The following is a 23,268-nucleotide window of genomic DNA, read 5'->3' as shown; positions in this document are numbered from 1 at the left end:
TGCTTGGCGCCCCCACGGCTCGCCGTGACCAGCGCTTTCGGGATTTCCATCCCCCTGGATCGAGGCGAGGCATCTGCATGGACAAGCATTGCTACGTGGTCGCGGTCGAACAATTCGAAGACGCGTGGCTGGTGTCGCGCCCGCAATGGAGCCCGCTGCGTTACCTGGCCCGCGACGGCGCATTGCGCAACGCCGAGATGATGGCGCGCCTGCATGCCTGGACTACCGGCCAGCCGACCGAGGTGGTGCTGCGTTCGGAAGAAGGCGACCACCTGGTGCGCCGCTTCGGCTGAGGGGAAGGTGCCCGCGGGCGCCGCGGCATCACCCTGGCGCACCGGGCTGCAACGCCTCCAGAACCCGGCAGTCGGCGACACGTCCCCCGGGGCACCCCTCGATCATGCGTTCGAGTTCGCGTTGCAGGGACTGCAAATCCTGGATCCTGCGCGCGATGCCGGCGATATGCCGCCGGGCCACGTCATCCACCGAACTGCAGGCGTGCTCGCGCTGTTCGCCCAGGGCGATCAGTTCGCGGATGTTGTCTATCGGGAAGCCCAACTCGCGCGCACGCAGGATGAAGGCGAGGCGGCGCTGGTCGGGCGGCCCGTAGTGGCGGTAGTTGCCTTCCGAGCGTGGCGGGGCATCCAGCAACCCGATCTTCTCGTAGTAGCGGATGGTTTCCGGCTGGGTGCCGGCCTGCCGGGCCAGCTTCCCGATGGTGAACGCGGTGGACATGGCTTGACCTTGGAGTGGCTACAGGGTTCATAACGATGCCCTGTCGAAATTTCAAGCGTGGCCAACCGCCCGCGGGAGCATGACCTTGGACCATTGTTGCGGGCACAAGCGCCAGGCGCTGGAGGCGCTGGCCCAGCACCGCGCACAGCGGCGCGTGCTGGTCGCGGTGCTGGTGATCAACCTGGCGATGTTCTTCATCGAGTTCGGCGCCGGGCTGGTCGCGCGCTCCAGCGCCCTGCAGGCCGATGCGGTGGACATGCTGGGCGATGCCATCGTGTATGGCGTGAGCCTGTGGGCGGTCAATCGCGGTGCGCGCTGGGAAGCGGGCGCGGCGCTGGCCAAGGGCTTGCTGATCCTGGCGTTCTTCGTCTTCGTGGTGTTCGAGGTGGTCGACAAGCTGGTGCATGGCGTGCCGCCGTCGAGCGAGCTGATGCTGTGGTTCGGCGCGATCGCGCTGTGCGCCAACCTCGCGTGCCTCGCGCTGTTGTGGCGGTTCCGCACCCTCAACATCAACATGAAGAGCACGTTCCAGTGTTCGCGCAACGACGTGGCGGCCAACCTCGGCGTGCTGGTCGCCGCGGGCGGCGTGGCGTTGACGGGGCGAGGCTGGCCGGACATCGTGATCGGCGCGGTCATCGCGCTGCTGTTCCTGCGCTCGGCGATGAGCGTGCTTTTCGAGGCATGGCCGGCGTGGCGGGCGACACGCCAGGCGTAACGCATACAGCGTTACGCCGCCCTGGCAGCGAACTCTTTACGCCCCGCGCCGGGGAGTTTATGGCGCCTATACGCGCGCCGGCGATAGCATTTTCCCGTACTTTCACGGGTAGTGCGTCATGGACAGCTTCTTGCGCGAATCGCTGGAAAACTCGGCCGACCTGAGGGTCTGGCGGGCGATCCAGGCCATTCGCGATTACTCGTTGCAGCACGCGCCAGACAACGTCAGCGACTTTAGCTGGTGGGGGTCTTTCGAGCAGTTCTACCTCGGTCTGGCCAACGAGTTCACCGGCCACGACAGGGAAGCGCTGGAGATCGCCACGGACGCCTTGCTCGTACGGGCCGGCATGCAGAGCTGGTCATTGGCCAAGGCGGCGCTGGCCGTCAGCCGTGCGCAGGTGCCGGCCCATGAGTGAGCGCCACGGCATTCGCGACGAGGTCTTCCGGCTGCTGGCGCTGGGCAGCCTGGTGGCGATCATCTGCGTCGGCACCGCGGTTCCCGCCGACGCCCGCTGGCTGCTGCTGGTGCCGGCCTTGCTGTTGCTGGGGGCGTGCGCGTTCGCGCGGCCGCGTCGGGGCGCGATGCGTACGATATCGCGACGGGGTGGGCGTAGCCGCGCTCAGTGAGCGCGCGAATGCGCCAGGTAATTCTGCAGCACGTGCGCGTGGTTGATCACCGGATCCTGCGCGCCATACAGCAGCGTGGTGGTGGGATGCCCGGCGATGATGTCGCGCAGCCGCGCCAGCGCCGCCTGGTGCGTCGGGTCGCGCAGCTCGGCGCGATAGCGCTCGGTGAATTCCACCATTCGTTCCGGGTCGTGGTCCCACCATTCGCGCAGCGCGGGGGAGGGCGCCAGTTCCTTCAGCCAATCGTCCAGATGCGCGCGCGTCTTGCTGACGCCGCGGGGCCACAGCCGGTCGACGAGGACGCGGGCGCCGTCGTGTTCGCCGGCAGGGTCGTAAACACGCTTGATCTTCAGGCTCATGGCGGGCTCCAGGGGAAGCGGGCGGATGTGCTGCGATCGGCGTCGAAAAGGTTGCCACTGCAACCGTGAGGACGGCGTTCGCGCGATCTGTCGCGCGCCTCTTGACAGCCCCCGGGGCGATGCTGAATCGTTGGCGCCATGCACGCATGCGCCGCCCCCTTCGCCTTCTCGCTGCCGGTTCCCGGCACGGGCGCGATCGCGTCGGCCACCGCGGCCATTACCACCACCATTACCACCCGTACCACTCGCACGGTGCGGCCCGTCGTCTTCGCGTAGTTCACGAAAACCACGGCCCCGCACCCGGATCAGGATGCGGGGGTTGGCTCCCGGTCGAATGATCCAGCACAGGCGGGGCCTCAACACGAGGTCTGTCATGTCGTCTGCCCACGCATCACCCTCCGCTCCGCTGTCGCCGGCCGCGCCACGCACCGTGGTGCACAAGTTCGGCGGCACGTCGGTGGCCGACGCCTCGCGCTACCGGCACGTCGCCCAGCTGCTGCTGGCGCGCGCGGAGAGCCGCCAGGTCACCGTGGTCTCGGCGATGAAGGGCGTCACCGATGCACTGATCGACATGGCCGGCCAGGCCGCGGCCGGTCGCCCGGAGTGGCGCGAGCTGTGGCACGAAACGCGCGCCCGGCATCGCGGCGCGGCGGTGGCGCTGCTGGGCGAGCATGCCGGCGCGTTGATCGAATGGCTGGACCGGCAGTTCGAGCAGCTGGGCGAGATCCTCGCCGCGCTGGCGGTGATCGGCGAGCTGCCGCGCGAGGTGCTCGACCGCGTGCAGGGCCTGGGCGAGGTGTATTCGGCGCAGCTGCTGGGCGAACACCTGCGCGCGCTCGGCGAGCCGTGCGCGGTGCTGGATGCGCGCGAGGTGCTGGTGGTGAATCGCGGCGAGCTCGGCGTGGACGTGGATTGGGGCGTGAGCGCCGAGCGCCTGGCGCAGTGGCGGCAGGCGCAGCCGCATGCGCGCGTGGTCGCCACCGGTTTCGTCGCGCGCGACCGCGCCGGCCGCGTCACCACGCTGGGCCGCAACGGCAGCGATTACTCCGGCGCGATCTTCGCCGCGCTGTTCGAAGCCGACGAACTGCACATCTGGACCGACGTCGACGGCGTGCTCTCGGCCGACCCGCGCGTGGTGCCCGAGGCGGTGCAGCTGGAAACCCTCAGCTACGACGAAGCCTGCGAGCTGGCGTACTTCGGGGCCAAGGTGGTGCACCCGCAGACGATGTCGCCGGCCATCGAGCGCGGCCTGCCGATCATCATCCGCAATACCTTCCAGCCCGAGCACCCGGGCACGCGCATCAGCGCCAGCAGCCATGTGGGCGGCCCGATCAAGGGCCTGACGCTGAGTCCGAACCTGTCGATCCTCAACCTGGAAGGCACCGGCCTGATCGGCGTGCCGGGCACGGCCGAGCGCGTGTTCGCCGCGCTGCGCAACGCGCGGGTGTCGGTGGTGATGATCTCGCAGGGGTCCTCGGAACACTCGATCTGCTGCGTCGTGCGCGAGGAGGAATCGGCGCGCGCGCAGGAAGCGCTGCTGCTGGCCTTTACCCACGAGCTGGCGGTGGGGCAGGTGCAGCGCGTGCAGCTCACCAGCGGGGTGAGCGTGCTGGCGGCGGTCGGCGACGGCATGGCCGGGCAGCCCGGCGTGGCGGCGCGGCTGTTCGAGTCGCTCGGTCGCGCGCAGGTGAACATTCTTGCGATTGCCCAGGGCTCTTCGGAGCGCAACATCTCCGTGGCCATCGACAGCGCGCACGCCACCCGCGCGCTGCGCGCCGCGCATGCCGGCTTCTGGCTGTCGCCGCAAACCTTCGCGGTGGGGGTGATCGGCCCGGGCAATGTCGGCGCCGCGCTGCTCGAACAACTCGGCGCCGCGCAGCCGCAGTTGCTGGCCAAGGCCAACCTGGACCTGCGCGTGCGCGCCATCGCCTCGCGCAGCCGCATGTGCCTGGCCGAACGCACGCTCGACGGCGACTGGCGCGCGGCGTTCGCCGGCGCACGCGAGGCCACCGATCTCGACCGCTTCACCGCCCACCTGCTCGATGCCAACCTGCCGCACGCGGTCATCATCGATTGCAGCGGCAGCGCGGACGTGGCCGACCGCTACGCGGACTGGCTGGCCGCCGGCATCCATGTCGTCACCCCGAACAAGCAGGCCGGCGCGGGGCCGCTGGGCCGCTATCGCGCCATCCAGCAGGCGGCGGCCGGCAGCGGCGCACGCTTCCGCTACGAGGCCACGGTGGGCGCCGGCCTGCCGGTGATCACCACGCTGCGCGACCTCGTCGACACTGGCGACCGCGTGACCTCCATCGAAGGCATCTTCTCCGGCACGCTGGCCTGGCTGTTCAACAAGTACGACGGCGCGCTGCCGTTCTCCGAGCTGGTCGCGCAGGCCAAGGCGATGGGCTACACCGAGCCGGATCCGCGCGATGACCTCTCCGGCATCGACGTGGCGCGCAAGCTGGTGATCCTCGCCCGCGAAGCCGGCCGCGAGCTGAGCCTGGAAGACGTGGCGGTGGAAAGCCTGGTGCCCGATGCCCTGCGCGAAGGCGGCATCGACGCCTTCATGGCCGGTCTGCCCGAAGTGGATGCCCTGTTCGCCCGCCGCTTGGCCGAGGCGCGCGAACGCGGCAACGTGCTGCGTTATGTCGCCCAGCTGCCGCCTGATAGCGCGCCGAGCGTCGGGCTGGTCGAAGTGCCAGCCGACCACGCCTTCGCCAACCTGCACCTCACCGACAACATCGTGCAGTTCACCACCGGCCGCTACTGCCAGAACCCGCTGGTCGTGCAAGGGCCGGGCGCCGGGCCGGAGGTGACCGCCGCCGGCGTGTTCGCCGACCTGCTGCGCGTGGCGGTGGGCGAGGGCACGCGGCTGTGAGGACGCAGGCGAAGGCTTTTTCGCCGGCTTCGGTCGGCAACGCGGCGGTGGGTTTCGACATCCTCGGCCATGCCATCGCCGGGGTCGGCGATACGGTGACGGTGCGGCGCATCGATATACCGACGGTGCGCATCACGGCGATCCGCGGCACCACCGTCGAACTGCCCACCGAGGCCGAGGACAACACCGCCGGCGTGGCGTTGATCGCACTGCGCGAAGCGCTGGCGTTGCCGTTCGGTTTCGAGGTGGAGATCGACAAGGGCATTCCGCTCGGCTCGGGCATGGGTGGCTCGGCCGCTTCGTGCGTGGCCGCGCTGGTAGCTGCCAATGCGCTGCTCGATGCGCCGTTGTCGGCGCAGGCGCTGTATCCGTTCGCGCTGGCCGGCGAGGCGGTGGCGAGCGGCGGCCGCCATGGCGACAACCTCGGCCCGATGCTGCTCGGTGGGCTGGTGCTGGCCACCGCCGACTGGCTGGTGCGCATCCCGGTCGCCGACGCCTGGCATAGCCTGCTCGTCCATCCGGACGCGGTGCTGGAGACGCGCCGCGCGCGCGCCGCGCTGCAGGGCGACTACCGGCTGGGCGAATTCGTCGAGCAGAGCGCCAACCTCGCGCTGGTGCTGGCCGGTTGCCATGCGGCCGATGCGGAACTCGTGCGCGCCGGCCTGCGCGACGTGCTGGTGGAGCCGCGTCGCGCGCCGTTGATCGCCGGCTTCGCCCCGGCCAAACAGGCCGCACTGGCGCATGGCGCGATGGGCGCCAGCATTTCCGGCGCCGGCCCGAGCGTGTTCGCCTGGTACGAAACCCGCGCCGCGGCCGAAGCCGCCGCCCCGGCCGTGCAAGCCGCCTTCAACGAGGCCGGCTTCGACAGCCAGGCCTGGGTGTCGCCGCTGGCCTGTCCCGGCGCGCACCTGCTCGACTGATCCCTCACTTCTTCCGGAGCTTCGATGAACTTCGTTTCCACCCGTGGCACCGCGCCGGCCGCCACGCTCAGCCAGGCGCTCGCCGCCGGCCTCGCGCCCGATGGCGGGCTGTACGTGCCGCAGGCATTGCCGCCCGTGCGCGAGTTCGTGCCCGGCACCGATCTCGCTGCCAGCACCGCCGCGCTGCTGCAGCCGTTCTTCGAGGGCGACCCGCTGGCCTACGTGCTTTCGGATATCTGCACGGAGGCCTACGCGTTCCCGGCGCCGCTGCGCGCGCTCGCCACGCCCGGCGACCATGTGCTGGAGCTGTTCCATGGCCCCACCGCCGCCTTCAAGGACTTCGGCGCGCGCTTCCTCGCCGCCTGCCTGCGCCGGCTGCCGCGTGCCGATTCGCGCGAACTGACCATGCTCGTCGCCACCTCCGGCGACACCGGCGCGGCGGTGGCCGCCGCGTTCCATCGCCAGCCCGGCGTGCGCGTGGTGGTGCTGTATCCCGATGGCCGCGTCTCGCCGCGGCAGGCGCACCAGCTGGGCTGCTTCGGCGACAACATCCATGCGCTGCGCGTGGCCGGCGCCTTCGACGACTGCCAGGCGATGGTCAAGCGCGCGCTCAACGACGAGGCACTCCAGGCCAAGGTGCCGTTGAGCTCGGCCAACAGCATCAGCCTCGGCCGCTGGCTGCCGCAGATGGGCTACTACGCCGACGCGGCGCTGCGCCATCGCGCCGCCACCGGCCGCGTGCTCAACCTGGTCGTGCCGACCGGCAATCTCGGCAATGCCCTGGCGGCGATCCTCGCGCGCCAGCTCGGCATCCCGCTGGGCCGCATCGTGCTGGCGACCAACGCCAACCACGTGCTGCCGGATTACTTCGACGGCGCCGACTACCAGCCGGCGCCCAGCGTGCCGACGCTGGCCAACGCCATGGACGTCGGCGCGCCGAGCAATTTCGAACGCCTGCGCTGGCTGTACCAGGGTGACGACGCGGCGCTGCGCGCGGCCTTCGACGCGGTGTCCGTGGACGATGCGACCATTCGCCGCACGCTGGCCGAACGCCATCGCCGCCATGGCGAGGTGTTCTGCCCGCATACCGCCACCGCCGTGCACGTGCTGGAAACCTTGCGCGCCCAAGGCGTGGAAGGCGACTGGGCGGTGGCGGCCACCGCGCATCCGGCCAAGTTCGAGAGCGTGGTCGAACCGCTGATCGGCGCGGCGGTTCCGGTTCCTGAATCGCTGGCGGCCCTGCTGAACCGGCCGGCACGGGCCGAGCCGCTGGCGGCGGAGTATGCTGCGCTCCGGCACTGGCTGGCCGCCTGAGCGGCAGCCGAACACGGGCGCAGGGAAGCCTTGGGAGCCCGGGGTGTCGTGGCCATATCGCTGTTTCCCCGGGGAGCTGGACGGATTCGGTTTCTCCTGCCATTGCAGATGACAGGTGTTCGTCCATGCGCGCTTTACTGAAATTCACCACCGTTGCCGCCCTGTGCGCGCTGGCCTCGGCGGCCACCGCCAAGCTGGCGCCGTCCACGCAGCGGCTCGCCGAACTGGCGCCGACGCCGTCGGCGGCCCCGCCGGCCCCGGCCGCCGTCGCCAACGCCACCGCGCCGATGGCCGGCGTGGCGCTGGTCGAGGCGCTGGCCCACCAGGCGCCGACCATCGACCGCCACGTCCTGAGTCTGGCCACCGAAGCGCTGCAGTGCGCGCGTCGCCACCAGCAGGTGGGCGAGGATGCGGTGCTCAGCGTGATCGACTATTCGCGCCCCTCCACCGAGCGCCGCCTGTGGGTGTTCGACCTCGCACGCCAGCGCCTGCTGTTCCAGGAGTGGGTCGCGCACGGCCGCAACACCGGCGACAACGTCGCCGCGCGTTTCTCCAACAACGATGGCAGCTACATGTCGAGCCTGGGCGGGTTCACCGCGCAGGAGACCTACACCGGGCACAACGGCTATTCGCTGCGCCTGAAGGGGCTGGAGCCGGGCTTCAACGACAACGCACGCGGCCGCGCCATCGTCATCCACGGCGCGCCGTACGTGAGCGAGGCGGTGATCCACAGCCAGGGCCGGCTCGGCCGCAGCCTGGGGTGCCCGGCCGTGCGCCCGGCCATCGCCAAACAACTCATCGACACCCTGCAGGGCGGCTCGTTCGTGTTCGCGTATTACCCCGACAGCCAGTGGCTCAAGCGTTCGCAGCTGCTGATGGCCGATTGCGGGGGCGGGCAGCTGGCGCAGGCCGGGCAGGTGGCCGCCGCGCAGCACTGAGGCGGCGTCGCGCCGCCCTCAGGCGATATCGCCGGCCAGGCGTTGCAGGCCGGGGAGATCCAGGATCTGCACCTTGTGCAGTTGCGGCAGGGCGATCAACGCCTGCTGGCGCAGCTTGGTGAAGGTGCGGCTCACCGTTTCCATGGTCAGGCCGAGGTGGTCGGCGATATCGCCGCGCCCCATCGGCAGCATCACCACGTCGGTCGGATGGCCGGACAGCGCGCCGCGCGCGCCCAGCCGCAGCAGGAAATGCGCCAGCCGTTCGCTGGGCTGCAGGCGCGCCAGCAGCAGGCCGGCGTCCTGGGCGGCGGCCAGTTCCATGCTGGTGCGCTGCATGAGCTTGCGTTCCAGCTGCGGGTAGCGTTCGCGCAGGCGGCGCATGTCGGCCAGCGGGGTACGGCAGGCGCGGCTTTCGCCGATGGCTTCGATGTCGTGGCGGTGGCGCAGGGTTTCGGTCAGTCCGACGTAGTCGCCGGGCAGCACGAAGCCGGTGATCTGGCGGCGGCCGTCGGGCAGGGTGCGCACCAGGCGCAGCGCGCCATCGGTCAGGGTGTAGACGTATTGGCGGGTGTCGCCGGCGCGTGCCAGCGTGGCGCCGGCGGCCAGCCGCAGCGGCTGCGTCACTTGGTCCAGCGCGGCCATTTCATCGCCGGTGAGGGCCGAACACACGGCCCGTCCGCGGACCCCGCAGTGGGCGCATTCCAGCACCGGCGCGCCGTCGCCACTGCCGGTAGAGGCCGGTGTGCAGGGCGTGGGCGTGGCAAGGGCTGGCCGATACATGGGCACCGGGGCGCGTGGGGAGGTGGCCTTCATCATACGCCATGCCGTGCACGGGGCCGGCAGCCGTTAGAATTGCGCGTTCTTGTTCCCCCTCATCGTCGTCGCAGGAGTTCCACCAGTGATCAAGCCCCGTACGCCGCCCGGCATCATGGAACTGCTGCCGCGCGAGCAGATCGCGTTCCAGCGCATGCTGGACGTCATCCGCCGCAACTACGAGCGGTTCGGGTTCCTGCCGGTGGAGACGCCGGTGTTCGAGCTGTCGGACGTGTTGCTGACCAAGTCCGGCGGCGAGACCGAGCGCCAGGTGTACTTCGTGCAGTCCACCGGCGCGCTGGCCAATGCCAAGGCCGACGAAAGCGGCGAGGGCGGCCTGCCGGAGCTGGCGCTGCGCTTCGACCTCACCGTGCCGCTGGCGCGCTATGTCGCCGAGCACGAGCACGAGCTGGCCTTCCCGTTCCGCCGCTACCAGATGCAGCGCGTGTACCGCGGCGAGCGCGCCCAGCGCGGCCGCTTCCGCGAGTTCTACCAGTGCGACATCGACGTCATCGGCAAGGACGCGCTGAGCATCCGCTACGACGCCGAGGTGCTGGCGGTGATCCACGCGGTGTTCTCGGAGCTGGAGATCGGGCAGTTCGCCATCCAGCTCAACAACCGCAAGCTGATGCGCGGCTTCTTCGAAAGCCTGGGCGTGGCCGAGGGCGAGCGCCAGCTGGCCGTGCTGCGCGAGGTCGACAAGCTCGACAAGCGTGGTGAGGACTACGTGCGCGAGACGCTCACCGGCGCGGAGTTCAACATCCCGGCGGCCGAGGTGGAGAAGATCCTCGACTTCGTCTCCTACCGTTCCAGCGGCCACGCCGACGCGCTGGCCAAGCTCGACACGCTGGCCGCCCTGGCGACGGGGGCGGATTCGGCGCTGGCGCAGGGCGTGAGCGAACTGCGCGACGTGCTGGTGCTGGTGAAGGCGCTGGGCGTGCCGGAAAGCGCGTACTGCCTGAACTTCTCCATCGCCCGCGGCCTGGATTACTACACCGGCACCGTCTACGAGACCCTGCTCAAGGACCACCCGCAGATCGGCTCGATCTGCTCGGGCGGCCGCTACGAGAACCTCGCCAGCCACTACACCAAGTCGAAGCTGCCGGGCGTGGGCATCTCCATCGGCCTGACCCGCCTGTTCTGGCAGCTGCGCGAGGCCGGGCTGATCGCCGGCATCGAGGCCAGCAGCGTGCAGGCGCTGGTGGCGCTGATGGACGAGCAGCAGCTGGACGATTCGCTGGACATCGCCCGCCGCCTGCGCGCGGCCGGCATCAACACCGAAGTGCAGATGGAGCCGAAGAAGATCGGCAAGCAGTTCCAGTACGCCTCCAAGGCCGGCATCCGCTTCGTGGTGCTGGCGGGCGAGGAGGAGCGCGCGCGCGGCGTGGTCGCGGTGAAGGACCTGATGCGCGAGCAGCAGTTCGACGTGGCGCGGGCCGAGCTGGGCGACACCCTGCGGGTGGAGCTGGAGCAGGCCAAGGTCATGTGACATCGCCGGCCCCGGCCGGTGACCCCGACGGCCCTGTCGCCTCCCGGAACCCCGGGCAGGCGGCGGGGCCGTCGTCTTTCGGGACGTCGAAAACCTGAACCCGGGGCCGGGCCCGGGGCGGGGCAGGTTGCCCTGGGTCGGACTTTGTATTAACGTACTAACACGCTATTACATTAACGCGATGAAACAACGCCCCGCCACCGCCGATGCCCAGGACGCCCAGGTCTCCCTCCAGGCCTTGGCCCACGCCTTGTCGCGCCTGGATGCGCCCGAAGACGTGCTGGCGTTCCTGCGCGACCTGTGCACCCCCGCCGAGCTGGAAGCCCTGTCCGACCGTTGGCGGGTGGTGCCATTGCTGCTCAAGGGCGTGCCGTACCGCGAGATCCACGACCTGACCCAGGTCAGCGTCACCACCATCGGCCGCGTCGCGCGGACGCTGGAATACGGCGCCGGGGGCTATGCCGCCGCGCTGCGGGCGCAACGCGCCGAAACCACCGAATCCCACTGAGATACCTGCAATGACTGCTTCCCAGGCGAGCCCGGCACGTGACCGGTTGCGAATCGCCATCCAGAAAAGTGGCCGCCTGGCCGAACCGGCGCGCAGCCTGCTCGCCGCCTGTGGCCTGAGCTGGCGGCAGAGCCGCGACAAGCTGTTCTGCTACGGCGAATCGCTGCCGGTGGACCTGCTGCTGGTGCGCGACGACGACATCCCCGGGCTGATCGCCGATGGCGTGTGCGACCTGGGCATCGTCGGCCGCAACGAGCTGGACGAACAGGCCGCCGAGCGCCGCCGCAACGGCATGCCCGACGCTTACCAGTCGCTGCGTGGCCTGGGCTTCGGCCAGTGCCGGCTGATGCTGGCCGTGCCGGAGGAATGGGAGTGGCGCGGTGTCGAGCAGCTGGCCGGCCTGCGCATTGCCACCAGCTACCCGGCGATCCTCGCCGACTGGCTCGAACGCCAGGGCGTGGACGCGCAGGTGGTGGAGCTGTCCGGTTCGGTGGAGATCGCCCCGCGCCTGGGCACCGCCGACCTGATCTGCGACCTGGTCTCCAGCGGCGCCACGCTGGCCGCCAACCAGCTCAAGCCGGTGGAAACGCTGCTGGAAAGCGAGGCCGTGCTGGCCGGCGCCGTCCGCGAACCGAACGACATGCGTGCCGGCCTGCTGGCGATGCTGCTCAAGCGCGTCGATGGCGTGCTGCACCAGCGCGACAGCAAGCTGCTGATGTTCCGCGCCGCCGGCGAGCAGCAGGTGGACGCGCTGCGCCGCCTGTTGCCCGATGCCGACCCGATCGAACGCCTGCCCGACGACGGCAGCGGCGCGCTGCGCCTGCAGACCATGTGCCACGGCGCGGTGACCTGGCAGCGGCTGGAGGAACTGGAGCGCGCCGGCGCGCAGGGCTTGACCGTGCTGACCGTGGAGCGCTCGCTCGCATGAACGCCAACATTGCCCCGCAGGAAACCGCCCGCGTGCTGGACTGGTCGCAGCTCGATGCCGACGCGCGCGCGCAAGCGCTGCTGCGCCCCGTGCAGGTGGTGGCCGCGCAGACCCGCGCCGCCGTCGCCGCGCTGATCGATGACGTGCGCACGCGCGGCGATGACGCGCTGCGCGAGATCACCGCGCGCTTCGACAAGGTCGAACTGGACGCGCTGGAAGTGGGCGCGGAGGAATTCGCCGCCGCCGAGGCCGCCATCGACCCCGCGCTGCGCGCGGCGATGGTCGAGGCGGCGCAGCGCATCGAGGTGTTCCACCGCGCCGGCATGAGCCGCGATTACGCGGTGGAAACCGCCCCCGGCGTGGTGTGCGAGAAGGTGGTGCGGCCGATCGGTCGCGTAGGCCTGTATGTGCCGGCTGGCTCGGCGCCGCTGCCGTCCACCGCGCTGATGCTCGGCGTGCCCGCGCGCCTGGCCGGCTGCCGCCAGGTCGTGCTGTGCACGCCGCCGCGCGCCGATGGCAGTGCCGACCCGGCCGTGCTGGTGGCCGCGCGCCTGACCGGCGTGGGCCGCGTGTTCAAGCTCGGCGGCGCGCAGGCGATCGCCGCGATGGCCTTCGGCACCGCGAGCGTGCCCGAGTGCGACAAGCTGTTCGGGCCCGGCAACAGCTTCGTCACCGAAGCCAAGCAGCAGGTGGCGCAATCCGGCGCGGCGGCGATCGACATGCCGGCCGGCCCCTCCGAAGTGCTGGTGATTGCCGATGCCGGCGCCAACGCGGCGTTCGTCGCCGCCGACCTGCTCTCGCAGGCCGAACATGGTCCCGATTCGCAGGTGCTGCTGCTCTCCGACAGCGATGCGCTGATCGCCCGCGTGCAGGACGAACTCGTCCGGCAGCTGGCGCAGCTCTCGCGTGCGGACATCGCCACGCGCGCGCTGGCGCAGTCGCGGCTGATCCGCGTGCCTTCGCTGGACGAGGCCTTCGAGATCAGCAACCGCTATGCGCCGGAGCACCTGATCCTGGCGCTGCGCGAGCCGCGGTCGTGGCTGGAGCGCGTGGAGGCTGCCGGTTCGGTATTCCTTGGCGACTACACGCCTGAAGCGCTGGGCGACTACTGCAGCGGCACCAACCACGTGCTGCCGACCAGCGGCGCGGCGCGCGCCTACAGCGGCGTGAGCGTGGCCAGCTTCCAGAATTTCGTCAGCGTGCAGAGCGCCAGCCGCGCCGGCATCGCCGCCATCGGCGACTGCGCTTTGCGCCTGGCCCGCGCCGAGGGCCTGGACGCCCACGCCAATGCCGTGGCCCTGCGCATGGAGCAGGCCGCATGAGCGCTTCGCTGCTCGATCTGGTGCGCCCGGACCTGCGCGGCTTCGCCGGTTATTCGTCCGCGCGCAGTGCCAAGGTGCAGGGCGAGGTGTGGCTCAACGCCAACGAATCGCCGTGGGCCAATCCCGCCGATCCTTCGGCCAGCTGCCGGCGCTACCCCGCGCCGCAGCCGCCCGCGCTGCGCGAGGCGCTCGCTTCGCTGTACGGCTGCGCGCCGGAGCAGTTGCTGATCGGCCGCGGCAGCGACGAGGCCATCGACCTGCTGGTGCGCGCGCTGTGCCGCCCGGGCCGCGATGCGGTGGTGGTGACGCCGCCGGTGTTCGGCATGTACGCGGTGAGCGCGCGCCTGCAGGATGCGCCGCTGCGCGAAGTGCCGCTGCGCGATGGCCCGGAAGGGCTGCAGGCCGATATCGACGCGATCATCGAGGCGGCAAAGGCCTCCGGCGCGCGCCTGGTGTTCCTGTGCTCGCCCTCCAACCCGGCCGGCTCCGGCATCGCGCTGGCGGATGTCGAGCGCGCCGCGCGTGCGTTGCAGGGGCAGGCGCTGGTGGTGGTGGACGAGGCCTATGTCGAGTTTGCCGACCAGGCGTCCGCGACGAGCCTGCTGGGCCAGCACGAGAACCTCGCCGTGCTGCGCACGCTCTCCAAGGCGCATGCGCTGGCCGCGGCGCGGATCGGCTGCGTGATCGCCGCGCCGGAATTGATCGCCGTGCTGCGCGCGCTGCAGGCGCCGTACCCGGTGCCGCAGCCGTGCGCCGATCTTGCGTTGGCCGCGCTGGCGCCCGAGGCGCTGGCGCGTACCGCCGAGCGCGTGGCCGAGGTGCGCCGCGAACGCGAGCGCCTGCAGGTGGCCTTGTCGAAGGTACCTGGCGTGCGCCGCGTGTATCCCTCGCAGGGCAACTTCGTGCTGGTGCGTTTCGAGGACGCCGAATCGGCCTGGCAGGCCCTACTGGCCGCCGGCGTGGTGGTGCGCGACCAGCGTGCCGCGCCGCAGCTGGGCGACGCGCTGCGCATCAGCATCGGCACGCCGGAGGAGAACACCCGCGTATTGGCCGCGCTGGGCGTGCGCCAGGAGGTGGCCGCATGAAGCCGATCCTGTTCGTGGACCGCGACGGCACGCTGATCGAAGAGCCGGCCGATTTCCAGATCGACCAGTACGAGAAGCTGCGCTTCGTGCGCGGCGTGATCCCGGCGATGCTGAAGTTGCGCGATGCCGGCTACGAGTTCGTCATCGTCACCAACCAGGACGGGCTGGGCAGCGAGGCCTACCCGCAGGCCGCCTTCGATGGCCCGAACGATCTGATGCTGCAGGTGTTCGAAAGCCAGGGCATCGTGTTCCGCGAGGTGCTTGTGGACCGCAGCTGGCCGCAGGACAACGCGCCCACCCGCAAGCCGGGCATCGGCCTGATGCTGCCGTACCTGCAGGACCGCACCATCGATTGGGCGCGTTCGGCGATGGTGGGCGACCGCCTCACCGACATCCAGTTCGCCGACAACCTGCGCATCCGCGGCTTCCAGCTGCGCACCGAACAATTCGGCGGCGAGTGGGACTGGGCGGGCATCGCGCACGAGCTGGCCGATGCGCCGCGCCGCGCGGTGGTGCAGCGAAACACCAAGGAGACGAAGATCCGCGTCGAGCTCGACCTGGACCGCGTCGCCGAGCCGCATACCGCGACCGGCCTGCCGTTCTTCGACCACATGCTGGAGCAGATCGGCAAGCACGGCGGCTTCGCGCTGGATATCCGCGCCGAAGGCGACCTGCACATCGACGAGCACCACACCATCGAGGACACCGGCCTGGCGTTGGGCCAGGCGCTGCGCGACGCATTGGGCGACAAGCGCGGCATCGGCCGCTACGGGTTCACGCTGCCGATGGACGAAACCCTGGCCAGCGCCGCGCTGGATTTCAGCGGCAGGCCTTACTTCGTGTTCGAAGGCGAGTTCAGGCGCGAGCGCGTCGGCGACATGCCGACCGAGCTGGTGCCGCACTTCTTCCGTTCGCTGTGCGACGCCTCCGGCTTGAACCTGCACCTGACCGTGCACGGCGAGAACGACCACCACAAGGTGGAAGGCTGCTTCAAGGCCTTCGCGCGCGCGTTGCGCCAGTCGATCCGTCGCGAGGGCACCGCGCTGCCGTCGACGAAGGGGGCGCTGTGAGCCGCCTTGCACTGATCGATGCCGGTGGCGCCAACCTCGGTTCGGTGTCCTACGCGCTGGAGCGCCTGGGGGTCGAGGCCACCCTGGTGCGCGATGCCGCCGGGCTGGAGGGCGCCGAACGGGTGATCCTGCCGGGCGTCGGCGCCGCGCCCGAGGCGATGCGTCGCCTGCACGCGCAGGGGCTGGTCGAGCCGCTGCGCCGCTTGCAGGTGCCGCTGCTCGGCATCTGCCTGGGTATGCAGCTGCTGTTCGAGCGCTCGGAAGAGGGCGATGTCGAATGCCTCGGCCTGCTGCCGGGCGTGGTGCGCCGGCTGCATCCGGCGCTGGGCATCCGCGTGCCGCACATGGGCTGGAACCGGCTGCTGCCGCTGCGCGAATCGTCGCTGCTGGAGGGCCTGCCGCCGCAGCCGCATGCCTACTTCGTGCACAGCTACGGCGCACCGGTCACCCCGCATACCGTCGCCGCCTGCGACCACGGTGGCCTGTTCACCGCGGTGGTGCAGCATGGCCTGCATGCCGGCGCGCAGTTCCACCCGGAGCGCTCGGCCGAGACCGGTGCGCGCATCCTGAAAAACTTCCTGGACATTCCCGCATGAGTTTCACCGTCTATCCCGCGCTGGACATCCGTGGCGGCCGCGTCGTGCGCCTGCTGCAGGGCGACTACGCGCGCGAGACCACCTACGGCGACGATCCGTTGCCGCGCGCGCAGGCCTTCCTGGCCGCCGGGGCGCGCTGGATGCACCTGGTCGACCTCGACGCCGCCCGCGCCGGCGGCTACACGCTGGCACCGTTGCTGCGCGCCATCGCCGATACCGGCCTGCAGGTGCAGACCGGCGGTGGCATCCGCGCGCGCGAGGATCTCGAGCGCCTGTTCGAGGCCGGCGCCGCGCGCGTGGTCATCGGTTCGCTGGCGGTGCGCGAGAGCGACAAGGTGATCGAATGGCTGCGCGCGTTCGGCCCCGAGCGCATCACCGTGGCGCTGGATACGCGCCAGGACGCGCAGGGCCGCTGGCGCCTGCCGGTGCAGGGCTGGACCGATACCGCCGGCGAAGAACTCGACGTGCTGGCGCGTCGCTATGCCGATGCCGGCCTGCGCCACCTGCTGTGCACCGATATTGCCCGCGACGGCATGCTGTCCGGCCCGAACATGGACCTGTACGCGCAGCTGCGCGAGTGGGTGCCGCAGCTGCAGGTGCAGGTGTCCGGTGGCGTGCGCGACCTCGGCGACGTCACCGCCGCCCGCGCGGCCGGTTGCGCCGGCGTGGTGCTGGGCAAGGCGCTGCTGGAAGGCCGCCTGGCACTGCGCGAGGCATTGGCATGCTGAGCCGCCGCATCATTCCCTGCCTGGACGTGCGCGATGGCCGCGTGGTCAAGGGCGTGCGCTTCCGCGACCACGTCGACATGGGCGACATCGCCGAGCTGGCGCTGCGCTATCGCGACGAAGGGGCCGACGAGCTGGTGTTCTACGACATCGGCGCCAGCCCGCAGGCGCGCTCGGTGGACGTGCAGTGGATCGAGCGCGTCGCCCGGTTGATCGACATTCCATTCTGCGTGGCCGGCGGCATCGGCGACGTGGAAACCGCGCGCCGCGTGCTGCATGCCGGCGCGGACAAGATTTCGATCAACTCACCCGCGCTGGGCCGGCCGCAGCTGATCGCCGAATTGGCCGAAGCGTTCGGCGAGCAATGCGTGGTGGTGGGCGTGGACTCGATCCGCGAGGCCGATGGCGAGTGGCGCGTGCGTCGCTACACCGGCGACCCGAGCAAGACGCAGGCGCTGTCGATCCGCACGCTGGACTGGATCGACGAAGCGCAGCGGCTGGGCGCGGGCGAAATCGTGCTCAACTGCATGGACAGCGACGGCGTGCGCCGCGGCTATGACCTGGTGCAGCTCAGCCAGGCGCGGGCGCGCTGCCGCGTGCCGCTGGTCGCCTCCGGCGGCGCAGGGGAGATGGCGCATTTCGCCGATGCCTTCGAGGAAGCCGACGTGGACGGCGCGCTGGCCGCCAGCGTGTTCCACAGCGGCGCCATCGCCATTCCCGCACTCAAGCGCTACCTGCGCGAACGCCAGATCGAGGTCCGTGATGTCCAGTGAACGTGATGCCCAGCTCGATTGGGGCAAGGGCGATGGCCTGCTTCCGGTGGTGGTGCAGGACGCCGCCAGCCTGCGCGTGCTGATGCTGGGCTACATGAATGCCGAAGCGCAGGCCGCCACGCGCGCCAGCGGCCAGGTCACCTTCTACAGCCGCAGCAAGCAGCGGCTCTGGACGAAGGGCGAAAGCTCCGGGCATTTCCTCGAAGTGGTCTCCATCGACCAGGATTGCGACGACGACACCTTGCTGGTGCTCGCGCATCCGCGTGGCCCGACCTGCCACCTCGGCCGCGCCAGCTGCTTCCCGGATGCGCCGGGCAACTTCCTCGGCACACTCGATGCGCTGGTGGCCGAACGCGAGCGCGAGCGGCCCGCCGGCAGCTACACCACGTCGTTGTTCGAGAAGGGCACGCGACGCATCGCGCAGAAGGTGGGCGAGGAAGGCGTGGAAACCGCGCTGGCGGCGGTCGCGCAGGGGGACGAGGAGTTGATCGGCGAATCGGCCGACCTGCTGTACCACCTGCTGGTGCTGCTGCGTGCGCGTGGGCTTGGCCTGGCGGACGTACTGCAACTGCTGGAAACGCGGCACCGCTGAGCCGCCAGAGACGGCCTGCGGGCTGTCATCGTCGCGACGCTACAATCGTTCCCGGCATTCCATGGGAACGAGCATGAAGCGACAGGCGGCGATGGCGCTGGCGACCCTGCTGTGGCTGGGCGCGGCACAGGCGGCGGAGACGACCGCCAGCGGCACGGTGTACGAGGAGCGCGACGGCCAGCCGGGCCGCGGCACCCGCGATGCGGGCCTGCCGGGCGTGCAGGTGTCCAACGGGCAGGACATTGTCCTCACCGACGCCAAGGGCCACTACCAGCTGCCGGTGCGCGACGGCCAGGTGGTGTTCGTCATCAAGCCCGATGCCTATCGCTTCACCGACGCCGCCGATGGCCTGCCCGCGTTCTGGCGGATGTACGCGCCGGAGGGTGGGCCGAAGCTGAAGTACGCCGGCGCCGCGCCGACCGGCAGCCAGGCCGATGGCTGGGATTTCGGTTTGCGGCGCGAGAAGGCTGCGCCGGCCGACGGATTCCAGATGCTGGTATTCACCGATCCGCAGGTCGTTCGCGAGGCCGATGTCGGCTATTACGACAAGGACATCGTGCAGCCGTTGCTCGGCAAGACCCAGGCGCGCCTGGGCACCACGCTGGGCGACCTGTCCAGCGACGACCCGCGCCTGTACCCGGCCCTGAACCGCGTGACCACCCAGCTGGGCGTGCCGTGGTTCCATGTGCCGGGCAACCACGACGTGAACTATGACGCGGCCGACGACATGGCCTCGCTGACCAGCTGGCGCGCCGTCTACGGCCCGGACACCTACGCGGTGAACGAGCAGGGCGCCAGTTTCGTGTTCCTGGACGACATCATCTTCAAGCCCGGCACCAAGCCCGGCTATACCGGTGGCCTGCGCGAAGACCAGTTCGTCTTCCTGGAGAACTACCTGCGCACGCTGCCGAAGCAGCGCCTGCTGGTGCTTGGCATGCACATCCCGCTATTCGATGCCGAGCCGGGCCGCGAGACCTTCCGCCACGCGGACCGCGCGCGCCTGTTCGCGCTGCTGCGCGAGTTCCCGCACGTGCTGGTGCTCAGCGGCCACAGCCACAACCAGCGCCATTACTACCATGGCGCCGCGGAGGGCTGGACGGGTGCCGCGCCGCTGCACGAATACAACGTGGGCGCGGCATGCGGCGCGTTCTGGTCGGGGGTGAAGGACGCCGCCGGCGTTCCCGATGCCACCATGTCCGATGGCACGCCGAACGGCTATGCGGTGCTCACCGTGCGCCCCCAGGGCGCCTATGCGCTGGACTACCACGCCGCGCGCGACCCGGATGACGCGCAGATGTACCTGCATGCGCCCAAGGTGCTGCGCAAGGATGCTTATCCGGCGTGGGGCTTCTACGCCAATGTGTTCATGGGCCAGGACGACACGCCGGTGGAATTCCGCGTCGATGGCGGCCAGTGGAAGCCGATGAAGCGCGTGCTGCTGCCCGATCCGCGCCTGACCGTCGAGAACGCACGCGACGACCTCGCCGAGGCGCTGCGCGGCGATGACCGCTCGCCCGAGGCGACGCCTTCCCCGCACCTGTGGCGCGGCACGCTGCCGACCGATCTGGCGTTGGGCGAACACACCGTGGAAGTGCGCGCGAAGCTGCCGAACCGCGAAGCGACGGCCAAGACAACCTATCGGCTTGCGCTGAACCACTGACGCGTGGCCGGTGGCGGGCGGTACCCGTCGCCGGCCCCAAAAACAAAAACGCCTCCACGAAGGAGGCGTTCTGCAAGGGATCCTGGCGGGCGCGCGAAGGCTGGCGGGCTGGATCAAACCGCGGCTGGCGATGGCTGGCGCGGTGTCGCCATTCTAGTGAGCCCTTCGCGGGCATGACGGAATGCGAATTCCTCTCATCTGGAGGGGCTGGCGGCGGCCTGGGCGTCCACGGGCGGATAGGGGTAGGGCACGGCCGCACCGGCATGCAAGCCCGCGCGCCAATGCGCCAGCGTCGCGCCGATGTGCTTGCCCTGCGAGAGCTGCGGCAACGAGGGCAGCTCGCCCTCGGCCCGCTCGCGCGCGGTGATCGCGCCGCTGGCCAGCCGGTAGGCCTCGACGAAATCGTCGGTCTGGTTCATGGCGTCGATCAGCCACGCCTGCCCGAAATAGGTGGCGTTGGAGGTGTTGCCGCAGCCGAACGAAGGCCGGTCGGCGCGCGCGGCGGTGATCACCAGCGTGTCGGCCGAGCGCAGGCGCGGAATGAAGCCGCCCGAGTAGCAGGCCGACAGCACGATCACCCGATGCTTGATCCCCGCATCGTCCAGCGCCTGGCGCAGGTCTTCCGGGGTGATGTAGTCATAGCCGAAGGGGCCGGCGTCCACGTACAGCGCGTGGTCCTCGGTACCGTGGGTGGAGGCGAACAGCAGCAGGATGTCCTCCTCGCGGTCCATCAGCGCGCCGATGCGGGCCAGGCCGTCGTAGAGGTTGTCGTAGGTCGCCAGCGGCGCGTAGCGCTCCTGGCCGACGTTGTCGCCGGCATTGACCAGCACCAGCGCATGGCCGCGGCTGTCGAAGCGTTCGCTGAAGAGCTGGCGCAGGTAGAGCACTTCGTTGCGGAACACCGGGTCGCCGCCGTCGCCGGCGAAGCCCAGCACGTAGAGGTCGCTCACGCCGGGGCGCTGGGGCGTGAGCGCAGCCAGCGCGGCGGCCAGTTGCGGCGGGTCGAGCGGATCGACGGGCGCCAGGTCGTCCCGGGCGATGGCCGACGAATCGGCCGCCCCGGTCAGCAGCAGCGCGGGCGACAGGGCGAGCAGGCAGGTCAGCATGTGACGAAGCGGCAGCAGGCGCATGGGGGCGGCGAGCAAGGAAGGCGCGCGGAACCGGCGCCCACGCGGGGCGCCGGCGCCGGTCGCCCTCAGGCGAAGACGATCTGGTCGAACGCTTCCACGCGCTGGTGCTTGCCGACTTCCAGACCGCTGCGCGGCGTCGGGTAATCGCTGAGGCGGTCGAGCAGGGCGGTGTGCATGCCGGCGCGGCCGGCCGCATCCAGTTCCTCGACCACGTCGGACAGGAACAGGATCTGCGGCGCCGGCAGGCCGATGCTCTCGGCGATCTTGCGGTAGCTGTTGCTCTCGCGCTTCGGGCCGACCTGGGTGTCGAACCAGCCGGAGATCAGGCCGGTCAGGTCGCCCGCGTCGCTATGAGCGAAGAACAGCTTCTGCGCCGGCACCGAGCCGGAGGAATACACGTACAGCGGGATGCCGGCGTCATGCCAGGCACGCAGCAGGCGCGCGGCGTCGGGGTAGATGTGCGCGGTGAAGTCGGCATCGCGATAGCCGGCTTCCCAGATCATCCCTTCCAGCGCCTTCAGCGCGGTGGTCTTGCGGTCCTCGTCGATCCACTGCTGCAAGGTCAGCACCAGCTTGTCGTCGGACGCTTCCTCGCCGAGTTCGTCGGCCACCTGGTTCAGCCAGTGGCGCACCTGCGGATGGCCGCCGTGCTCGCGCACGTACTTGGGCAGCTCGCGCCGCGCATACGGGAACAACACGTCCTTGACGAACGAAATGCTGCTGGTGGTGCCTTCGATATCGGTGAGGATCGCCTGCGGTTGGGTCATCGTCAGCTCGCCTTTCTCTCGGGTTGGTAGCGGGGGAACTGTCGTGCAATGTCGGTGCCGGTGAAGTGTCCCACCCAGCCGTCCGGCTCGGTGAAGAAACGGATCGCCACGAAGTACGGCTCGGCGCCCATGTCGAACCAGTGCAGCGCGCCGTCGGGCACGGCGATCAGGTCGTCCTTGACGCACTCGATCTCGTAGACCTTGCCTTCGACGTGCAGCGTGAACAGCCCCGAGCCGGCGACGAAGAAGCGCACCTCGTCTTCCTTGTGGAAGTGCTCGTCGAGGAACTTGGCGCGCATTTCCTCGCGCTTGGGGTTGTCCGGGGCGATGGAGACCACGTCCACGGTCTTGAAGCCGCGCTCGGCGACGAGGCGGTCGATGTCGGCGCGGTAGGCGGCCATCACTTCCTCGGGCGAAGCGCCCGGGGCGATGGCCTGGTTGGCCTGCCAGCGTTCGAACACCACGCCGATCGGCTTCAGTGCCTCGGCGATCTGCGCGCCGTCCTGGCTGTCGAACAGCGGGGTGTCGGGGTTGTTCTCTTCGAAAATGCGGAGTCTGCTCATGGCGGCGGCGATGCAGGGGAAGGGGAGGGGCAGGTCAGAGGGTAGCGCGCAGCTTGCGCAGCTCCAGCTCGCAGTGCAGCAGGAACTCGAAGGCCTCCAGGTGGCGGCGTGCCTCGGCCATGTTGCGGCCCCAGGCATACAGGCCGTGCCCATCGATGAGATACCCCCACATGCACTGCTTGTCCAGCAGCGCATCCACCTGGGCGGCCAGCACGTTCATGTCCTGGGTGTTGGCGAACACCGGCACTTCGATCGCCATCTCGTGGGTGGTGTTGCCCTCGAAGGCCTTGAGCAGCTCGTAGCCTTCCAGGTGGATCTTGCCCTGGCCGGCGAACAGGCGCGAGGCGATGGTCTGCACCGGCGAGTGCGTGTGCAGCACGCAGCCGATCTCCGGATAGCGCCGGTACAGCTGCGTGTGCAGCAGGGTTTCGGCCGAGGGGCGCAGCTGGCGGCCGACCGGGCGGCCGTCGAAGTCCACCACCATGATGTCGTCTTCCACCAGCCGGCCCTTGTCGCGGCCGGACACGGTGATCGCCGCGTGCTGGTCGTCCAGGCGGTGGGAGAAGTTGCTGCTCGTGGCGGGCGTCCAGCCGGCCTGGGCCAGCTCGCGGACATTGCCGATCAGCAGCTGCGCCAGTTCATGCAGGCGCGCGGTGCTGTAGGGGACGGTGGTCTGGTTCATGCCCACATTCTAGGGCTTTCGCCGCGTAGCGGGAGGTGAGCGCGGCGGATCCGGCTCTGCGGCTGGCTGGCGCTGCCCGCGGG

At 70.2% G+C, this 23,268-nt stretch carries 26 protein-coding genes; 19 read left to right on the top strand and 7 right to left on the bottom strand.

Translation table 11 applies throughout. The annotated features are described in order from the left end of the window. The first annotated feature begins 77 nt into the window (after positions 1-77). A complete protein-coding gene (locus ARC20_RS12655; RefSeq protein ID WP_057647656.1) occupies positions 78-293 on the top strand; it encodes a hypothetical protein in 216 nt (71 codons plus the stop codon). 28 nt (positions 294-321) lie between these two features. Here the strand turns inward: ARC20_RS12655 and ARC20_RS12650 are convergent, their stop codons facing one another. Beyond that, positions 322-732, bottom strand: a complete 411-nt coding sequence (locus ARC20_RS12650; protein WP_057647655.1) for a MerR family transcriptional regulator — start codon at positions 730-732, stop codon at positions 322-324. A 79-nt stretch (positions 733-811) separates the two neighbouring features. Between ARC20_RS12650 and ARC20_RS12645 the strand changes: the two genes are divergently transcribed. From ARC20_RS12645 to ARC20_RS12635, 3 genes are all read left to right on the top strand, one after another. Then, positions 812-1,447, top strand: coding sequence for a cation efflux transmembrane domain-containing protein (locus ARC20_RS12645; RefSeq protein ID WP_057647654.1), 636 nt, complete (start codon positions 812-814; stop codon positions 1,445-1,447). 118 nt (positions 1,448-1,565) lie between these two features. Then, on the top strand, positions 1,566-1,862 hold the full coding sequence (locus ARC20_RS12640) for a hypothetical protein (protein WP_057647653.1): 297 nt from the start codon (positions 1,566-1,568) through the stop codon (positions 1,860-1,862). Then, positions 1,855-2,073, top strand: coding sequence for a hypothetical protein (locus ARC20_RS12635; RefSeq protein WP_057647652.1), 219 nt, complete (start codon positions 1,855-1,857; stop codon positions 2,071-2,073). Before ARC20_RS12640 ends, ARC20_RS12635 begins: the two co-directional genes overlap by 8 nt. Here ARC20_RS12635 and ARC20_RS12630 read toward each other — a convergent pair. After that, entirely contained in the window at positions 2,067-2,432 is a 366-nt protein-coding gene (locus ARC20_RS12630) for a DUF488 domain-containing protein (protein WP_057647651.1), read from the bottom strand. The two genes, ARC20_RS12635 and ARC20_RS12630, sit on opposite strands and share 7 nt — an antisense overlap. Before the next feature lie 373 nt (positions 2,433-2,805). On the opposite strand from ARC20_RS12630, the gene thrA reads away from it, so the two are divergent. The 4 genes from thrA to ARC20_RS12610 all read left to right on the top strand — a co-directional run bounded on the left by thrA (position 2,806) and on the right by ARC20_RS12610 (position 8,482). Then, positions 2,806-5,310 (top strand): bifunctional aspartate kinase/homoserine dehydrogenase I, encoded by a 2,505-nt coding sequence (gene thrA, locus ARC20_RS12625; RefSeq protein WP_057647649.1) that lies wholly within the window; start codon positions 2,806-2,808, stop codon positions 5,308-5,310. After that, positions 5,307-6,230, top strand: coding sequence for a homoserine kinase (locus ARC20_RS12620; RefSeq protein WP_057647646.1), 924 nt, complete (start codon positions 5,307-5,309; stop codon positions 6,228-6,230). Before thrA ends, ARC20_RS12620 begins: the two co-directional genes overlap by 4 nt. Positions 6,231-6,254: 24 nt before the next feature. After that, positions 6,255-7,544 carry a threonine synthase gene (gene thrC, locus ARC20_RS12615; protein ID WP_057647644.1) on the top strand — a complete coding sequence of 430 codons (1,290 nt, stop codon included), beginning with the start codon at positions 6,255-6,257 and terminating at the stop codon, positions 7,542-7,544. 125 nt (positions 7,545-7,669) lie between these two features. Beyond that, positions 7,670-8,482, top strand: coding sequence for a murein L,D-transpeptidase catalytic domain family protein (locus ARC20_RS12610; protein WP_081418178.1), 813 nt, complete (start codon positions 7,670-7,672; stop codon positions 8,480-8,482). 18 nt (positions 8,483-8,500) lie between these two features. Here ARC20_RS12610 and ARC20_RS12605 read toward each other — a convergent pair whose 3' ends face one another. Next, positions 8,501-9,124 carry a Crp/Fnr family transcriptional regulator gene (locus tag ARC20_RS12605; RefSeq protein ID WP_057647699.1) on the bottom strand — a complete coding sequence of 208 codons (624 nt, stop codon included), beginning with the start codon at positions 9,122-9,124 and terminating at the stop codon, positions 8,501-8,503. Positions 9,125-9,380: 256 nt separating this feature from the next. On the opposite strand from ARC20_RS12605, the gene hisS reads away from it, so the two are divergent. The 11 genes from hisS to ARC20_RS12550 all read left to right on the top strand — a co-directional run bounded on the left by hisS (position 9,381) and on the right by ARC20_RS12550 (position 20,043). Beyond that, positions 9,381-10,784, top strand: coding sequence for a histidine--tRNA ligase (hisS, locus tag ARC20_RS12600; protein WP_057647643.1), 1,404 nt, complete (start codon positions 9,381-9,383; stop codon positions 10,782-10,784). Positions 10,785-10,965: 181 nt separating this feature from the next. Further along, positions 10,966-11,292 carry a YerC/YecD family TrpR-related protein gene (locus ARC20_RS12595; protein ID WP_057647641.1) on the top strand — a complete coding sequence of 109 codons (327 nt, stop codon included), beginning with the start codon at positions 10,966-10,968 and terminating at the stop codon, positions 11,290-11,292. 10 nt (positions 11,293-11,302) lie between these two features. After that, positions 11,303-12,220: an ATP phosphoribosyltransferase gene (hisG, locus tag ARC20_RS12590; RefSeq protein WP_057647639.1), complete on the top strand. Its 918-nt coding sequence runs from the start codon at positions 11,303-11,305 to the stop codon at positions 12,218-12,220. Further along, positions 12,217-13,542, top strand: coding sequence for a histidinol dehydrogenase (gene hisD / locus ARC20_RS12585; protein WP_057647636.1), 1,326 nt, complete (start codon positions 12,217-12,219; stop codon positions 13,540-13,542). Before hisG ends, hisD begins: the two co-directional genes overlap by 4 nt. Then, positions 13,539-14,627 carry a histidinol-phosphate transaminase gene (gene hisC, locus ARC20_RS12580; protein WP_057647634.1) on the top strand — a complete coding sequence of 363 codons (1,089 nt, stop codon included), beginning with the start codon at positions 13,539-13,541 and terminating at the stop codon, positions 14,625-14,627. Before hisD ends, hisC begins: the two co-directional genes overlap by 4 nt. Further along, on the top strand, positions 14,624-15,697 hold the full coding sequence (gene hisB, locus ARC20_RS12575; protein WP_057647632.1) for a bifunctional histidinol-phosphatase/imidazoleglycerol-phosphate dehydratase HisB: 1,074 nt from the start codon (positions 14,624-14,626) through the stop codon (positions 15,695-15,697). Before hisC ends, hisB begins: the two co-directional genes overlap by 4 nt. Beyond that, the gene (gene hisH / locus ARC20_RS12570; protein WP_057647630.1) at positions 15,694-16,293 is read left to right on the top strand and encodes an imidazole glycerol phosphate synthase subunit HisH; all 600 of its coding nucleotides are present in this window, start codon (positions 15,694-15,696) and stop codon (positions 16,291-16,293) included. Before hisB ends, hisH begins: the two co-directional genes overlap by 4 nt. Beyond that, positions 16,290-17,021 (top strand): 1-(5-phosphoribosyl)-5-[(5-phosphoribosylamino)methylideneamino]imidazole-4-carboxamide isomerase, encoded by a 732-nt coding sequence (gene hisA, locus ARC20_RS12565; protein ID WP_057647628.1) that lies wholly within the window; start codon positions 16,290-16,292, stop codon positions 17,019-17,021. The genes hisH and hisA overlap by 4 nt, the downstream gene beginning before the upstream one ends. Further along, complete coding sequence (gene hisF, locus ARC20_RS12560; RefSeq protein WP_057647626.1) at positions 17,015-17,791, top strand: imidazole glycerol phosphate synthase subunit HisF; 777 nt, start codon at positions 17,015-17,017, stop codon at positions 17,789-17,791. The genes hisA and hisF overlap by 7 nt, the downstream gene beginning before the upstream one ends. Then, entirely contained in the window at positions 17,781-18,383 is a 603-nt protein-coding gene (hisIE, locus tag ARC20_RS12555) for a bifunctional phosphoribosyl-AMP cyclohydrolase/phosphoribosyl-ATP diphosphatase HisIE (RefSeq protein WP_057647623.1), read from the top strand. The genes hisF and hisIE overlap by 11 nt, the downstream gene beginning before the upstream one ends. Positions 18,384-18,456: 73 nt before the next feature. After that, complete coding sequence (locus ARC20_RS12550) at positions 18,457-20,043, top strand: calcineurin-like phosphoesterase C-terminal domain-containing protein (protein ID WP_057647621.1); 1,587 nt, start codon at positions 18,457-18,459, stop codon at positions 20,041-20,043. Positions 20,044-20,237: 194 nt separating this feature from the next. Here ARC20_RS12550 and ARC20_RS12545 read toward each other — a convergent pair whose 3' ends face one another. The 4 genes from ARC20_RS12545 to ARC20_RS12530 all read right to left on the bottom strand — a co-directional run bounded on the left by ARC20_RS12545 (position 20,238) and on the right by ARC20_RS12530 (position 23,185). After that, on the bottom strand, positions 20,238-21,149 hold the full coding sequence (locus tag ARC20_RS12545; RefSeq protein WP_237642584.1) for a C13 family peptidase: 912 nt from the start codon (positions 21,147-21,149) through the stop codon (positions 20,238-20,240). A gap of 89 nt (positions 21,150-21,238) precedes the next feature. Next, complete coding sequence (gene mtnC / locus ARC20_RS12540; protein WP_057647619.1) at positions 21,239-21,940, bottom strand: acireductone synthase; 702 nt, start codon at positions 21,938-21,940, stop codon at positions 21,239-21,241. A gap of 2 nt (positions 21,941-21,942) precedes the next feature. Beyond that, complete coding sequence (locus ARC20_RS12535; RefSeq protein WP_057647616.1) at positions 21,943-22,503, bottom strand: 1,2-dihydroxy-3-keto-5-methylthiopentene dioxygenase; 561 nt, start codon at positions 22,501-22,503, stop codon at positions 21,943-21,945. Between the two features lie 34 nt (positions 22,504-22,537). Beyond that, positions 22,538-23,185, bottom strand: coding sequence for a methylthioribulose 1-phosphate dehydratase (locus ARC20_RS12530; RefSeq protein ID WP_057647614.1), 648 nt, complete (start codon positions 23,183-23,185; stop codon positions 22,538-22,540). Positions 23,186-23,268 lie beyond the last annotated feature (83 nt).

The sequence above is a fragment of the Stenotrophomonas panacihumi genome (assembly GCF_001431645.1).
In the GTDB taxonomy this organism is placed as follows: Bacteria; Pseudomonadota; Gammaproteobacteria; order Xanthomonadales; family Xanthomonadaceae; genus Stenotrophomonas_A; species Stenotrophomonas_A panacihumi.
Note: the sequence above shows the minus strand (reverse complement) of the source record. Positions and strands in the feature narration are given on the sequence as shown.

What these genes read in the sequence shown, in the direction of transcription:
- ARC20_RS12655 (WP_057647656.1), top strand. Translation starts at nt 78, where the DNA reads ATGGACAAGCATTGCTACGTGGTCGCGGTCGAACAATTCGAAGACGCG.
- ARC20_RS12650 (WP_057647655.1), bottom strand. Translation starts at nt 732, where the DNA reads ATGTCCACCGCGTTCACCATCGGGAAGCTGGCCCGGCAGGCCGGCACC.
- ARC20_RS12645 (WP_057647654.1), top strand. Translation starts at nt 812, where the DNA reads ATGACCTTGGACCATTGTTGCGGGCACAAGCGCCAGGCGCTGGAGGCG.
- ARC20_RS12640 (WP_057647653.1), top strand. Translation starts at nt 1,566, where the DNA reads ATGGACAGCTTCTTGCGCGAATCGCTGGAAAACTCGGCCGACCTGAGG.
- ARC20_RS12635 (WP_057647652.1), top strand. Translation starts at nt 1,855, where the DNA reads ATGAGTGAGCGCCACGGCATTCGCGACGAGGTCTTCCGGCTGCTGGCG.
- ARC20_RS12630 (WP_057647651.1), bottom strand. Translation starts at nt 2,432, where the DNA reads ATGAGCCTGAAGATCAAGCGTGTTTACGACCCTGCCGGCGAACACGAC.
- thrA (WP_057647649.1), top strand. Translation starts at nt 2,806, where the DNA reads ATGTCGTCTGCCCACGCATCACCCTCCGCTCCGCTGTCGCCGGCCGCG.
- thrC (WP_057647644.1), top strand. Translation starts at nt 6,255, where the DNA reads ATGAACTTCGTTTCCACCCGTGGCACCGCGCCGGCCGCCACGCTCAGC.
- ARC20_RS12610 (WP_081418178.1), top strand. Translation starts at nt 7,670, where the DNA reads ATGCGCGCTTTACTGAAATTCACCACCGTTGCCGCCCTGTGCGCGCTG.
- ARC20_RS12605 (WP_057647699.1), bottom strand. Translation starts at nt 9,124, where the DNA reads ATGGCCGCGCTGGACCAAGTGACGCAGCCGCTGCGGCTGGCCGCCGGC.
- ARC20_RS12595 (WP_057647641.1), top strand. Translation starts at nt 10,966, where the DNA reads ATGAAACAACGCCCCGCCACCGCCGATGCCCAGGACGCCCAGGTCTCC.
- hisG (WP_057647639.1), top strand. Translation starts at nt 11,303, where the DNA reads ATGACTGCTTCCCAGGCGAGCCCGGCACGTGACCGGTTGCGAATCGCC.
- hisD (WP_057647636.1), top strand. Translation starts at nt 12,217, where the DNA reads ATGAACGCCAACATTGCCCCGCAGGAAACCGCCCGCGTGCTGGACTGG.
- hisC (WP_057647634.1), top strand. Translation starts at nt 13,539, where the DNA reads ATGAGCGCTTCGCTGCTCGATCTGGTGCGCCCGGACCTGCGCGGCTTC.
- hisB (WP_057647632.1), top strand. Translation starts at nt 14,624, where the DNA reads ATGAAGCCGATCCTGTTCGTGGACCGCGACGGCACGCTGATCGAAGAG.
- hisA (WP_057647628.1), top strand. Translation starts at nt 16,290, where the DNA reads ATGAGTTTCACCGTCTATCCCGCGCTGGACATCCGTGGCGGCCGCGTC.
- hisF (WP_057647626.1), top strand. Translation starts at nt 17,015, where the DNA reads ATGCTGAGCCGCCGCATCATTCCCTGCCTGGACGTGCGCGATGGCCGC.
- hisIE (WP_057647623.1), top strand. Translation starts at nt 17,781, where the DNA reads ATGTCCAGTGAACGTGATGCCCAGCTCGATTGGGGCAAGGGCGATGGC.
- ARC20_RS12550 (WP_057647621.1), top strand. Translation starts at nt 18,457, where the DNA reads ATGAAGCGACAGGCGGCGATGGCGCTGGCGACCCTGCTGTGGCTGGGC.
- ARC20_RS12545 (WP_237642584.1), bottom strand. Translation starts at nt 21,149, where the DNA reads ATGCTGACCTGCCTGCTCGCCCTGTCGCCCGCGCTGCTGCTGACCGGG.
- mtnC (WP_057647619.1), bottom strand. Translation starts at nt 21,940, where the DNA reads ATGACCCAACCGCAGGCGATCCTCACCGATATCGAAGGCACCACCAGC.
- ARC20_RS12535 (WP_057647616.1), bottom strand. Translation starts at nt 22,503, where the DNA reads ATGAGCAGACTCCGCATTTTCGAAGAGAACAACCCCGACACCCCGCTG.
- ARC20_RS12530 (WP_057647614.1), bottom strand. Translation starts at nt 23,185, where the DNA reads ATGAACCAGACCACCGTCCCCTACAGCACCGCGCGCCTGCATGAACTG.